General features: G+C 68.4%; 11 protein-coding genes. 9 read left to right on the top strand and 2 right to left on the bottom strand.

Features of this window, described 5'->3' with window-relative positions:
* From QZ772_RS02775 to QZ772_RS02785, 3 genes are all read left to right on the top strand, one after another.
* Window positions 1–699 (top strand): tripartite tricarboxylate transporter substrate binding protein (locus QZ772_RS02775; protein WP_295522804.1); only part of this gene is annotated, 699 nt, incomplete at its 5' end.
* A 70-nt stretch (window positions 700–769) separates the two neighbouring features.
* Complete coding sequence (locus QZ772_RS02780) at window positions 770–1,312, top strand: tripartite tricarboxylate transporter TctB family protein (RefSeq protein WP_295522806.1); 543 nt, start codon at window positions 770–772, stop codon at window positions 1,310–1,312.
* 2 nt (window positions 1,313–1,314) lie between these two features.
* Entirely contained in the window at window positions 1,315–2,829 is a 1,515-nt protein-coding gene (locus tag QZ772_RS02785) for a tripartite tricarboxylate transporter permease (protein ID WP_295522808.1), read from the top strand.
* A gap of 79 nt (window positions 2,830–2,908) precedes the next feature.
* Here the strand turns inward: QZ772_RS02785 and QZ772_RS02790 are convergent, their stop codons facing one another.
* On the bottom strand, window positions 2,909–3,139 hold the full coding sequence (locus tag QZ772_RS02790) for a hypothetical protein (RefSeq protein WP_295522810.1): 231 nt from the start codon (window positions 3,137–3,139) through the stop codon (window positions 2,909–2,911).
* Between the two features lie 289 nt (window positions 3,140–3,428).
* Between QZ772_RS02790 and clpS the strand changes: the two genes are divergently transcribed.
* From clpS to QZ772_RS02820, 6 genes are all read left to right on the top strand, one after another.
* Complete coding sequence (clpS, locus tag QZ772_RS02795; RefSeq protein ID WP_081682112.1) at window positions 3,429–3,785, top strand: ATP-dependent Clp protease adapter ClpS; 357 nt, start codon at window positions 3,429–3,431, stop codon at window positions 3,783–3,785.
* 60 nt (window positions 3,786–3,845) lie between these two features.
* Window positions 3,846–6,167: an ATP-dependent Clp protease ATP-binding subunit ClpA gene (gene clpA / locus QZ772_RS02800; RefSeq protein WP_295522812.1), complete on the top strand. Its 2,322-nt coding sequence runs from the start codon at window positions 3,846–3,848 to the stop codon at window positions 6,165–6,167.
* A gap of 128 nt (window positions 6,168–6,295) precedes the next feature.
* The gene (cls, locus tag QZ772_RS02805) at window positions 6,296–7,747 is read left to right on the top strand and encodes a cardiolipin synthase (protein WP_295522814.1); all 1,452 of its coding nucleotides are present in this window, start codon (window positions 6,296–6,298) and stop codon (window positions 7,745–7,747) included.
* Window positions 7,748–7,791: 44 nt separating this feature from the next.
* On the top strand, window positions 7,792–9,237 hold the full coding sequence (gene sbcB, locus QZ772_RS02810; protein ID WP_295522816.1) for an exodeoxyribonuclease I: 1,446 nt from the start codon (window positions 7,792–7,794) through the stop codon (window positions 9,235–9,237).
* A gap of 79 nt (window positions 9,238–9,316) precedes the next feature.
* A complete protein-coding gene (locus QZ772_RS02815; RefSeq protein ID WP_295522818.1) occupies window positions 9,317–10,429 on the top strand; it encodes a diguanylate cyclase in 1,113 nt (370 codons plus the stop codon).
* A gap of 110 nt (window positions 10,430–10,539) precedes the next feature.
* Complete coding sequence (locus QZ772_RS02820) at window positions 10,540–11,589, top strand: diguanylate cyclase (RefSeq protein WP_295522820.1); 1,050 nt, start codon at window positions 10,540–10,542, stop codon at window positions 11,587–11,589.
* Window positions 11,590–11,630: 41 nt separating this feature from the next.
* Here the strand turns inward: QZ772_RS02820 and QZ772_RS02825 are convergent.
* On the bottom strand, window positions 11,631–12,232 hold a 602-nt coding region (locus QZ772_RS02825; protein WP_295522822.1), incomplete at its 5' end, for an alpha/beta hydrolase fold domain-containing protein.

The following is a 12,232-nucleotide window of genomic DNA, read 5'->3' on the forward strand; positions in this document are numbered from 1 at the left end:
GCGCTCATGGTGATGGGCGCCGTGATGCTGGGCGGCATCATCACCGGAAAGCCGCCGGTCAACCTGTCGCAGGCCACGCCCATCGCCCGCATCACCAGCGAATACAACGTGTTCGTGCTGCCGGCCAACTCGCCCTTCAAGACCATGGCCGACGTGGTCGCCCAGCTCAAGAAGGACCCGGGCAGCGTCAAGTGGGGCGGCGGTTCGCGTGGCTCCACCGAGCACATCGCCGCGGCCATGATCGCGCAGAAGGTGGGCGTCGATCCGTCCAAGATCAACTACGTCGCCTTCCGTGGGGGCGGTGAGGCCACGGCGGCCATCCTCGGCGGCAACGTGACCATCGGCGGTAGCGGCTACAGCGAGTTCGCGCCCTACATCGCCGACGGCAAGATGAAGCCGATCGCCGTCACCTCGGCGCAGCGGCTGCAGAGCGTCAATGTGCCCACGCTCAAGGAGTTGGGCATCGATGTCGAGATCGGCAACTGGCGCGGCGTGTACGGCGCGCCCGGTATCTCGGAAGAACAGCGCAAGGCGCTGACCGAGCGCGTGCTCACGGCCGTCAAGAGCGCGTCCTGGGCCGAAGCCCTCAAGAAGAACGACTGGACGCCCGCCGTGCTCACCGGCCCGGCCTTCGACAAGTTCGTGGACGACGAATTCGCCAGCCTGCGCGCCATCATGACGCGCTCCGGCATGGTCTGAATGCACTTCCCGAGCGGCCCGCGCCGCCGCACTGCTATTGGTGCCGCGGCGCGGCCGCATGGAGACCCGCATGATCGCTTCTTCCCCTTCCTCGCCGGACGCGCCCGCGCGCTCCAACACGATGCAGACCCTGGTGGGTCTGGGCGTCGTGTTCGTCGGCCTGGCCATGGCCTTCGGCGCCATCGGCATCTCCTCCGAAGCCGGCTACGGCGGCGTCGGCCCCAACTTCCTGCCCTGGCTGGTCTCCGTCGGCCTGACCATCTGCGGCGCCTGGATCACCTGGGAAGCACGCACCGGTGGCTTCCGCGCCATGGAGGACGGTGACGGTCCGGCCGAGCCGGCGAACTGGCCCGGCTTCGTCTGGCTGTCGGCCGGTCTGCTGCTCAACGCCGCGCTCATCGAGCACCTGGGCTTCATCCTCAGCTGCGGCCTGTGCTACCTGCTCGCGGTGCAGGGCCTGCGCCGCGCCAGCGGGCAGCCGGCGGCCGGCAAGCCGCGCACCTGGGCCATCGACCTGGTCACCGGGCTCGTCATCGCGGCACCCGTGTACTGGATGTTCACGCAATTCCTGGCGATCAACCTGCCGGGCCTCACCACGACGGGCTGGATCTGACCATGGACATCTTTGGCGCCCTGTTACAGGGCTTCGCGCAGGCCATCACGGTCAGCAATCTGTTGTGGTGCCTCGTGGGCTGCGCCCTGGGCACGGCCGTGGGCGTGCTGCCCGGCATTGGCCCTGCCGTGGCGGTGGCCATGCTGCTGCCGATCACGGGCAAGGTCGATGTCACGGCTTCGATGATCTTCTTTGCCGGCATCTACTACGGCGCGATGTACGGCGGCTCGACCACCTCGATCCTGCTGAACACGCCGGGCGAGACGGCCAGCATGGTCACGGCCATGGAAGGCAACAAGATGGCCAAGAGCGGTCGCGCCGGCGCGGCGCTGGCCACCTCCGCCATCGGCTCCTTCGTGGCAGGCACTATCGCCACCATCGTGGTCACGCTGTTCGCGCCCTATGTGGCCGAGTTCGCCGTCAAGCTCGGGCCGCCCGAGTACTTCATGCTGATGCTGCTGGCCTTCACCACCGTCAGTGCGGTGCTGGGCAAGAGCACGCTGCGCGGCATGACGGCGCTGCTGATCGGCCTGGCCGTGGGCTGCATCGGGCTCGACCAGATCTCGGGCCAGGGCCGCTACACCGGCGGAATCCCGGAGCTGCTGGATGGCATCGAGATCGTGCTGGTGGCGGTGGGCCTGTTCGCCGTGGCCGAGGTGATGTACGCCGTCCTGTACGAAGGCCGCGTGGTCGAGACGCAGAACACCATGAGCCGGGTCCACATGAGTGCCCGCGACTGGAAGCGCTCGATCCCGGCCTGGCTGCGCGGCACTGCCATCGGCGCGCCCTTCGGCTGCATCCCGGCTGGCGGCACCGAGATCCCGACCTTCCTGAGCTATGCCGCCGAGAAGAAGCTGACCAAGGATCCGAAGGACAAGGCCGAGTTCGGCACCACCGGTGCCATCGAGGGCGTGGCCGGCCCGGAGGCCGCCAACAACGCCACGGTGACGGCGGCGCTGATTCCGCTGCTGACGCTGGGCATCCCCACCTCCAACACCACCGCCATCCTGCTGGGCGCCTTCCAGAACTACGGCATCCAGCCCGGGCCGCAGCTGTTCTCGACCTCGGCTGCACTGGTGTGGGCGCTGATCGCCTCGCTCTACATCGGCAACATCATGCTGCTGGTGCTGAACCTGCCGATGGTGGGCCTGTGGGTGAAGCTGCTCAAGATCCCGAAGCCGCAGCTCTACGCCGGCATCCTGATCTTCGCGACGGTGGGCGCCTACGGCATGCGCCAGAGTTCGTTCGACCTGGTGCTGCTCTATGCCATCGGCGTGATCGGCGTGCTGATGCGCCGCTTCGACTTCCCGACGGCGCCGGTGGTGGTCGGCATGATTCTGGGGCCGCTCGCCGAGGCGCAACTGCGCAATGCCATGTCGATCGGCGAGGGCAGTGCGGTGATCTTCCTGCAGCGGCCCATGTCGGTGGCGCTGATCGTGGTCGTGTTGGCGGTGCTGGTGCTGCCGCGTCTGGCCAAGCGCCTGTCTGCTCGCAAGCTGCGGATGCAGGCGGCCTGACACGCCATCGCCGCCATCCTGGGCCCGTCACCTGCATCGGTGGCGGGCCTTTTTGCTGGGCGCCCGGCCGAGGCCGCGGTCACGACAGCGGATCCACCTCCACCCAGCCCTCGATGCCTTCCAGCGTGCACACCGTCTGCGCGTCGAGGCGTACGCCCTCGTAGCGGTGCCAGAACACCGGTCGGCCGTGCAGCGTGTGGGTGACGAGCAGGGCGCCGTCCGGCGAGTTCTCGATGCGAAAACCGTCGAACGGCAGGCGCTGGTCGGTCACCAGAGCGTCGGCCCAGGGAAGGATGGCGTGTGAGGTCATGGCGGGCTCCAGTGGCGCGTGTCGAGGCTTCGGCGGTGGCTTGTGTCATTCCGGTTCGGCGCCTCCGTGGGTTGGGGCGTCGGCCCATTGTTGGGCGGCACGTGGTGGTCTGCCCGGGCCGCACCGGGAAGCCGGGAGGCGCGCCCCGGCATCACGTTTTCTCCCGGATCGCCTGCTTGGCGGCGCGCAAATTGGCGATGGCGGCACCTTTTTTGCGAGCTGGCTCCCTGCGGCGCGCTTGAATTCCGCCCTCACGCCACGAGTTCCAGTGCTCTATAGAATGAATTTCATGGCCACGAAAAATCCCTCGGCACCCCCTCCGGCGCCGGTTCGCCCCCAGAGGGACGACGGTGGCTCCGTGGTGGCAGAGCGGCGTCCGCAGCGGACGGCGCCCCCCCGGATGTACCAGGTCGTCATGCTCAACGACGACTACACCCCGATGGAATTCGTGGTGGTCGTCCTGCAGGAGTTCTTCAACAAGGACCGCGAGACGGCCACCCAGATCATGCTGAAGATTCATCTCGACGGTCGCGGCGTGTGCGGGGTCTACCCGCGCGATGTCGCGGCCACCAAGGTCAATCAAGTGATGGAAGCCGCCGTCCAGGCGGGCCACCCGCTCCAGTGCGTCAGTGAACCGGTTGAATAAACCGCGATCCGACCCATCTGAAGTCTTCAGAAGTATTCACAGCAAGGCAAAGGAAATCACATGATTGCCCAGGAACTGGAAGTCAGCCTGCACATGGCCTTCGTCGAGGCCAGGCAGCAACGCCATGAGTTCATCACCGTCGAGCACCTGCTGCTCGCCTTGCTGGACAACCCGAGCGCCGCCGAAGTGCTGCGAGCCTGCTCGGCCAACATCGACGACCTTCGTTCGTCGCTGACCAATTTCATCAAGGACAACACGCCCCAGGTCGCCGGTACCGACGACGTGGACACCCAGCCCACGCTGGGCTTCCAGCGTGTGATCCAGCGCGCCATCATGCACGTGCAGTCCACGGGCAATGGCAAGAAGGAAGTGACCGGCGCCAACGTGCTGGTCGCCATCTTCGGCGAGAAGGACTCGCACGCCGTCTATTACCTGCACCAGCAGGGCGTGACGCGGCTGGACGTCGTCAACTTCATCGCCCACGGCATCAAGAAGAGCGACCCGCCCGAGCAGCCCAAGAGTGGTGGCGAAGCGCCTTCCAGCGAAGGCGAAGAGGGCGGCGCCGAGAAGAACGAGAAGGCCTCGCCGCTCGAACAGTTCACCGTCAACCTCAACGCCCAGGCCAAGGACGGCAAGATCGATCCGCTGATCGGCCGCGAGTACGAGGTCGAGCGCGTCATCCAGATCCTGTGCCGTCGGCGCAAGAACAACCCGCTGCTGGTGGGTGAGGCGGGCGTGGGCAAGACGGCCATCGCCGAGGGCCTGGCCTGGCGCATCACGCAAGGTGATGTGCCCGAGATCCTGGCCGACTCGCAGGTCTATTCGCTCGATATGGGCGCGCTGCTGGCCGGCACCAAGTACCGCGGCGACTTCGAGCAGCGCCTGAAGGGCGTGCTCAAGTCGCTGAAGGAAAAGCCCAATGCCGTGCTGTTCATCGACGAGATCCACACGCTGATCGGCGCCGGTGCGGCATCGGGCGGCACGCTGGACGCGTCCAACCTGCTCAAGCCGGCGCTCTCCAGCGGCCAGCTCAAATGCATCGGCGCGACCACCTTCACCGAATACCGTGGCATCTTCGAGAAAGACGCGGCCCTGTCGCGGCGCTTCCAGAAGGTCGACGTGGTCGAGCCCAGCGTGGCCGAGACGGTGGAGATCCTCAAGGGGCTCAAGAGCCGCTTCGAGGAGCACCACAGCGTCAAGTACGCCACCGCGGCGCTGCAGGCGGCAGCCGAGCTGTCGGCCAAGTACATCAACGACCGTCACCTGCCGGACAAGGCCATTGACGTCATCGACGAGGCCGGCGCGGCGCAGCGCATCCTGGCGGCCAGCAAGCGCAAGAAGACCATCGGCAAAGCCGAGGTCGAGGAGATCGTGGCCAAGATCGCCCGGATTCCCCCGGCGAACGTCAGCAACGACGACCGCAGCAAGCTGCAGACCATCGAGCGCGATCTCAAGAGCGTGGTCTTCGGCCAAGACAAGGCGCTGGAGGTGCTCGCTTCCGCCGTCAAGATGTCCCGCTCGGGCCTGGGCAAGGGCGACAAGCCCATCGGCTCCTTCCTGTTCAGCGGACCCACCGGCGTCGGCAAGACCGAGGCGGCCAAGCAACTGGCCTACATCCTCGGCATCGAGCTGATCCGCTTCGACATGTCGGAGTACATGGAGCGCCACGCCGTGTCGCGCCTGATCGGTGCGCCTCCGGGCTATGTGGGCTTCGACCAGGGTGGCCTGCTGACCGAGGCCGTCACCAAGAAGCCGCACGCGGTGCTGCTGCTCGACGAGATCGAGAAGGCGCATCCGGACATCTTCAACGTGCTGTTGCAGGTGATGGACCATGGCACGCTGACGGACAACAACGGACGCAAGGCCGACTTCCGCAACGTCATCATCATCATGACGACGAACGCGGGCGCCGAGACCATGAACAAAGCCACGATCGGGTTCACCAATCCGCGGCAGGCCGGCGACGAAATGGCCGACATCAAGCGCCTGTTCACGCCCGAGTTCCGCAACCGCCTGGACGCCATCGTCAACTTCAAGCCGCTGGACGAGCAGATCATCCTGCGCGTGGTCGACAAGTTCCTGCTGCAGTTGGAGACGCAACTGGCCGAGAAGAAGGTGGAGGTCACCTTCAGCGACAAGCTGCGCAAGCACCTCGCCAAGAAGGGCTTCGATCCGCTCATGGGCGCCCGCCCGATGCAGCGCCTGATACAGGACACCATCCGCCGCGCGCTGGCCGACGAACTGCTGTTCGGCCGCCTGACCGACGGTGGCCGCCTGGAGGTCGACCTCGACGACAAGGACGAGGTGCAGCTGGACATCACGCCGTTGCCCAAGAAGGAAGGCAAGTCCAAGCCCGAGGCCGAGGAAGCCGCCGCCGGCTGATCGACCACGCCAGCAAGGCGTCCGCCCCCACGGGCGGTGCCACACAAGGCCGGTAGCATCGCGCTCCCGGCCTTTTTTCTTGGCCGCTTCCGGCTGCGCACGCGGCCGGCGGCGCGCCGAGCCCCTGGATGACCCTGCCCGAGTTCCACCTCAGCCCCGCCTGGACCACCGGACTGTCGCTCGCCTGGAGCGCCTACATCGCCGTGCTGTCGGTGTGGATCGTGATGCAGAAGCGCGCGCCGGTGTCCACCATGAGCTGGATCCTGTCGCTGGCGCTGCTGCCTTACCTGGGCTTCTTCGTCTATTACTTCCTGGGGCCACAGCGGCTGGCCAAGCAGCGGCTCAAGCGGCTGCGCAGCCGGGTGATGGCCCAGGCGCCGGCCGACATGGCATTGCTGCGCGAGGCCGCGGAAGACGCGCCACCCGCGCTGCACCAGCTGGCGACGCTGGGCCTGGCCGCTTGCGGGCTGCCGGTGTCCAGTGCGCAGTCGGTGCAGTTGCTCTCGGGCGGCGCCGCGACCTTCGACGCCATCTTCGCGGCCATCCGGGCCGCGCAGGACCATGTCCACCTCGAGTACTACATCTTCGAGCCCGACCGCATTGGCAACGCGCTGCGCGACCTGCTGATCGAGCGGGCCCGTGCCGGCGTGCAGGTGCGGCTGCTGATCGACGCGCTGGGCGCCAAGCGTGTGGGGCGGCGCTTCCTGGCGCCGCTGCGCGAGGCTGGCGCACAGGTCGTGTTCTTCCACGACACCCGCATCGGTCGGCGCCTGCGACCGGTGACCAACTACCGTACCCACCGCAAGATCGTGGTCTGCGATGGGGTCGTGGGCTTCACCGGCGGCGTGAACATCACCGACGAGGAAGACCGCCGCACCCGGCCGGATGCCTACCACGACGTGCACCTGCGCATCGAGGGCAGCGCCGTGCGCTGGCTGCAGACCACCTTCCTGGAGGACTGGGTCTACGCGACTGGCGAACCGCTGCACGGCATCGGCAGCCTGATGGCGCGGCTCATGCCGCCGGTGGACGCCGGGCCGGTCGCGGTGCAGATCGTCACCAGCGGCCCCGACACGCCACCAGAGGCCATCCACCGCATGCATGTGGAGGCCATCCACGCCGCCACCGAGCGGGCCTGGCTCACCACGCCGTACTTTGTGCCCAGCGAGCCGGCACTGATGGCGCTGACCAACGCCGCCCTGCGCGGCGTGGACGTGCGCGTGCTGGTGCCGCGGCGCAGCGATTCGCTGGTGGTCAGCGCGGCCGCCCGCTCCTACTACGACGAGCTGCTGGCCGCCGGCGTGAAGGTGTGGGAGTACAAGGCCCGCATGCTGCATTCCAAGACGCTGGTGGTCGACGAGCACTGCGCCATGATCGGCACCGCCAACTTCGACAACCGCAGCTTCCTGCTCAACTTCGAGGTGATGGCGGTGGTCTACGGCCCAGCGCTGGCCGGGCCGCTCGCCATGCAATTCGAGACCGACCTGCAGAGCGCCTCGCCCGTGCGCACGAACCGCCATCGCAGCTTCTGGCTGCGGCTCGGCGAAGCGGTGGCGCGGCTGTTCTCGCCCTTGCTGTGAACCCGCTGGCCGACAATGGCCAGCTGCCTTCCGACCCCCGACCCATGGCCGACGCTTCCCACACCTTCCTTTGGCACGACTACGAAACCTTCGGCGCCAACCCGCGCCGCGACCGGCCCTCGCAATTCGCGGCTGTGCGCACCGATGCGGAGCTCAACGAGGTGGGCGAGCCGATCATGCTGTACTGCCAGCCGGCGCCGGACTTCCTGCCCAGCCCCACGGCCTGTCTGCTGACCGGCGTCACGCCGCAGCGCTGCCTGGCCGAGGGCGTGCCCGAGCACGAGTTCGCCGCCCGCATCGAGGCCGCCTTCTCGCAGCCGCGCACCATCGGCGTGGGCTACAACACCATCCGCTTCGACGATGAGGTCACGCGCTTCATGTTCTGGCGCAACCTGATCGACCCGTATGCCCGCGAATGGCAGAACGAGTGCGGGCGTTGGGACCTGTTGGACGTGGTGCGCCTCACCTACGCCCTGCGTCCCGAGGGCATCGAATGGCCGAAGCATCCCGACGGCAAGCCCAGCTTCAAGCTGGAGGACCTGACCCGCGCAAATGGCCTGGTGCATGAGGCGGCGCACGATGCGCTGTCGGACGTGCGCGCCACCATCGCCATGGCCCGGCTGATCCGCCAGAAGCAGCCGCGCCTCTTCGACTTCGCATTGGCGCTGCGGCGCAAGGAACGCGTGGCGCAGGAGTTGGGCCTGCCCGCCTCGCCGCAGACGGCGCGGCCCTTCGTGCACGTGTCGGGCATGTTCGGCACCGAGCGCGGCTGCCTGGCCTTGATGTGGCCGCTGGCCAGCCATCCCACCAACCGCAACGAACTGCTGGCCTGGGACCTGTCGCACGACCCGGCCGAGCTGGCCGACCTGGATCTGGAGACGATGCGGCTGCGCCTGTTCACCCGCAGTGCCGAACTGCCGGAGGGCGTGAGCCGACTGCCGATCAAGTCGATCCACCTCAACAAGTCGCCCATGGTCGTGAGCAACCCCAAGATGGTGGAGATGGCGGCAGGCCGCTGGGGCATCGACCTGGCGCGGGCCGAGCGCCATGCCCTCACTGCCGCCGGACTGCCCGACCTGAGCGAGCGCTGGCGCGAACTCTTCGACCGGCCCCGCGGCCCGGCGCTGGACGTGGACGAAGACCTCTATGGCGGCTTCGTCGGCCCGGCCGACCGCCGCCGCCTGAACCAGCTGCGCGCGCTACCGCCGCAGGAGCTGGCGCTTGCGCGCTCCGGCTTCGACGATGCGCGCCTGACCGAGCTGGTGCTGCGCTACCGGGCGCGCAACTTCCCGGCCACGCTGAGCCTGGAAGAGGCCGCCCACTGGGAAGCGCTGCGCACCGCGCGCCTGGTCGAAGGCGAGGAAGGCTGGCTCAACGTGGACCGCTATTTCGCGGAGATCGACACGCTCGCCGAGAACGCCGACGAACGGGCCGAGGCGCTGCTGGGCGAGCTCTACGACTATGCGGAAGCGGTGGTGCCGCAAGGATGAAGACCCCTGGGGATGCCGGCTGACACGGGCGGCCGCGCAACCTGTCTAACTTCCGCCCAGTTTTTCTGGAAACGAAGTTTTGACAGCCAAAAGTTCGCCCATCGGCTTCGGTCTTCCGTCGGAAGAAGCCTGCGTCCGATCCGACGAAGCCCTGATCTCGCCCACCGAACGCAGCCGTCGCCTGGACGAGGAGGTGCTGCTTCGGCTTCGCAGGCCGGCCTGTGTGCTGGCGGGGTGCGCGGCGCTCGCCTGGCTGCTCTCGCTGTGGGTCGCCTGGCCGCATGTGATCGCGGACCCGCTGCCGGTGCTCGGCTGGAGTCTTGCGCAGGCGGCTGGGCTGGCACTGTGCCTGGCCGCGCGGGACGCATCCAGCCACGACGGCGGCGTGGGTCTGATGACCGTGGCGCTGGCAGGCGGGTGCCGCTTTCAACTCGACGCTTCCACCGGCGGCGCCGGCGACCTGTGGGTGCTTCCGCTGTGTCTGATGCTTTCGCTGGTCCTCGGGCTCCTGCAGGTGCGCCTGCGCAGCTATTTTTTCTGCAGCCTGGCCGTATGGCTGGTGTTGGCGCAAGGGCTGATCCCGGGCCTGCAGGCCAGCGGGCAGGCGGTACGGGTGGTGCTGTTGTTCGGCGGGTTCACGCTGGCCCTGATGCTGCACCGAGGCGTGGCGCTGGCGCGTAGACGGCGCGTGGCGGCGGCGACCACGCTTGCAACGCTCGCGTACCAGGACGCCCTGACCGGCCTGGCCAACCGGCGCGGCTTTCTGGAGACGGCCGCGGCCCGCCTGAAGACGTCGCAGCCCCAGGGTCTGATCGCGCTGGACGTGGATGACTTCAAGCGCATCAACGATCGTCATGGTCACGAGGTGGGCGACAGGCTCCTGCAGGCCGTTGGCGCGCTGCTGCTGCGCCTGCCCGCGCAGGCGCTGTCGGGGCGGACCGGGGGCGAGGAGTTCTGCGTGCTGATCCCGGTTCGCTCACCGGCTGAACTGGCGCTCGCTGCAGCGGGAGTGGTCGAGGCGGCACGACGACTGTCGGCCCAGGGTGTGGGACTCACGCTCAGCGCCGGCGCGGCGCAGGTATTGCCCGGCGAGTCCTTGGAGCAGACGCTGCGGCGTGCCGACGCCGCGCTCGGGCAGGCCAAGCGCACGGGCAAGAACCGCCTGGTCATGGCCGACGAGGCGCCGCGTTGATGCCCGCGCGGCTTCGGATCCACCGCGCCCTGCGGCGCGTCTGCCGCTGGTGGATGCCGTCGATTCCGGCGTCACAGGCTGCGGCCCTGCGGCGAGCACTGAGGCAGGAGGTGCGGCCGCTCGCCCTGGCCTGCGAAGGGGCGGGTGTGCTGATCTGGCTGATGACGTTGGCGGTGACGCTGCCTCGGGGCGTCGCCCATCTGCCAGCGGAATTGTTCTGCACGGCTGCGGCCGCCGCCGGAATGCTGCTGTCCCTGTGCGAGCGTCCGGTCTGGATGCTCAGCCTTGGCGGACTCCTGGTCACGGTGTCCCTGGCCGTCGGTTTTCGGCTCAACCTGGAGGCGGGCGCCGCCCAGATTTTCTGGACGTTGCCGCTGCTGATGCTCTTCGGCATGTGCCTGGCCCTGTGCCATGTGCGCCTGCGCGATTTCCTCATTGGCATGGGGGCGGTGGCCCTGGTGTTCCTGGATGGCGAGTTGATACACAGCGTCGCGCCTGCCCTGCAATCCCTGCTGGCCCTGTTTGCCGCAGCGGCGCTGCTGATGTGCCTGCTGGTGCACCTGGCCCTGTCGGTAGAACGGCGCAGTGGCCATCTGCTGCGCCTGCGGCTTGCCGCGCTCGCGTATGAGGATGCGCTCACGGGTCTGCCCAACCGGCGTGCCTTCTTCGAGCGGGCCCAGGCTGCAGTAGCGGCTGCGCCGACGGGCGCGTTCAACGTGGTGTTGGTGGACGTGGATGACTTCAAGCGCATCAACGAGCGCCTCGGCCACGAGGGTGGAGACCGCGCACTGGTCGCCGTCGCCCATGCCCTGCGCCGGGCCAGTGCGCCGCACCTGTGCGCACGCTTGGGTGGCGAGGAGTTCTGCATCTGGATCGAGGACGCCGAAGCGTCGCCCGCCGACGTGGCTGCGGCCTGCGTGTCGGCCGCGCACCACCTGCGCGTGGACGGACTGCGCCTGTCGGTGAGCGCGGGCGTGGCCACGGTGGAGCCGGATGTGCCGTTGCACCGGGCGCTGGCGCTGGCCGACGAGGCGCTCTACGAAGCCAAGGCCAAGGGCAAGGACACGCTCGCCGTCGCCCCGCCTTCAGGCCGGATGCCGCTGACCGTGCCGACCGAGCGGCGTGCCTGGCGTCCCTGGCGGGCACTGCGCCGCTCCTGAAAGGCGCGGCCGCGGCGCAGGCCTGCCGAGGAAGGCCTGCGTCAACGCACCGGATTGAGCAGCGTGTCGATGAAGTGGTCGACAGCCTGCGTGTAGTCGCCCGCCGTGCCGAGCTGCGCGTTGATCTGGCCGTGCGACAGCGCCTGCGGCAGCACCGTGGCCTGGCCCCCAACGGCCCGCACCCGCGCAGCGAACTGCGCACTCTGTGCGCACGAGTCATCTCGACGCTCGCTGGCGCACACGAGCAGCATCGGCAGGCTGCCTGGCGCCGCCTGGGCCGTGGGCGACACGGCACGCCACAGCGACGGGTCGGTGCCGAAGGCACGGTCATAGAAGCGCAGGTGCCGGCGCTGCATCAGCCCTTCGGTGTCCAGAGCCGCGCTGTCGAGCACCACCGTGCCGCGCCAGCGCTGAGCGCCCTGGGCGCCTGCAAGCGCAGGGTTGGCGCTGAGCAAGGCGACGAGATGGGCGCCCGCGGAGTGGCCCATCAGCACCAGCCGATGCGGGTCCGCCCCCCAGCCCGGCGCCAGCCGCTGGACCTCGGCCAGCGCACGGGCCACATCCTGCGCCTGCGTGCGCACGTCCACTTCCGGCACCAGCCTGTAGCCGACCGAGACGAAGACGAAGCCACGTTCGCGCACCC

Source organism: uncultured Pseudacidovorax sp. (assembly GCF_913773995.1).
Taxonomy (GTDB): Bacteria; Pseudomonadota; Gammaproteobacteria; order Burkholderiales; family Burkholderiaceae_C; genus Xenophilus.

What these genes read in the sequence shown, in the direction of transcription:
- QZ772_RS02785 (WP_295522808.1), top strand. Translation starts at nt 1,315, where the DNA reads ATGGACATCTTTGGCGCCCTGTTACAGGGCTTCGCGCAGGCCATCACG.
- QZ772_RS02780 (WP_295522806.1), top strand. Translation starts at nt 770, where the DNA reads ATGATCGCTTCTTCCCCTTCCTCGCCGGACGCGCCCGCGCGCTCCAAC.
- sbcB (WP_295522816.1), top strand. Translation starts at nt 7,792, where the DNA reads ATGGCCGACGCTTCCCACACCTTCCTTTGGCACGACTACGAAACCTTC.
- clpS (WP_081682112.1), top strand. Translation starts at nt 3,429, where the DNA reads ATGGCCACGAAAAATCCCTCGGCACCCCCTCCGGCGCCGGTTCGCCCC.
- clpA (WP_295522812.1), top strand. Translation starts at nt 3,846, where the DNA reads ATGATTGCCCAGGAACTGGAAGTCAGCCTGCACATGGCCTTCGTCGAG.
- QZ772_RS02790 (WP_295522810.1), bottom strand. Translation starts at nt 3,139, where the DNA reads ATGACCTCACACGCCATCCTTCCCTGGGCCGACGCTCTGGTGACCGAC.
- cls (WP_295522814.1), top strand. Translation starts at nt 6,296, where the DNA reads ATGACCCTGCCCGAGTTCCACCTCAGCCCCGCCTGGACCACCGGACTG.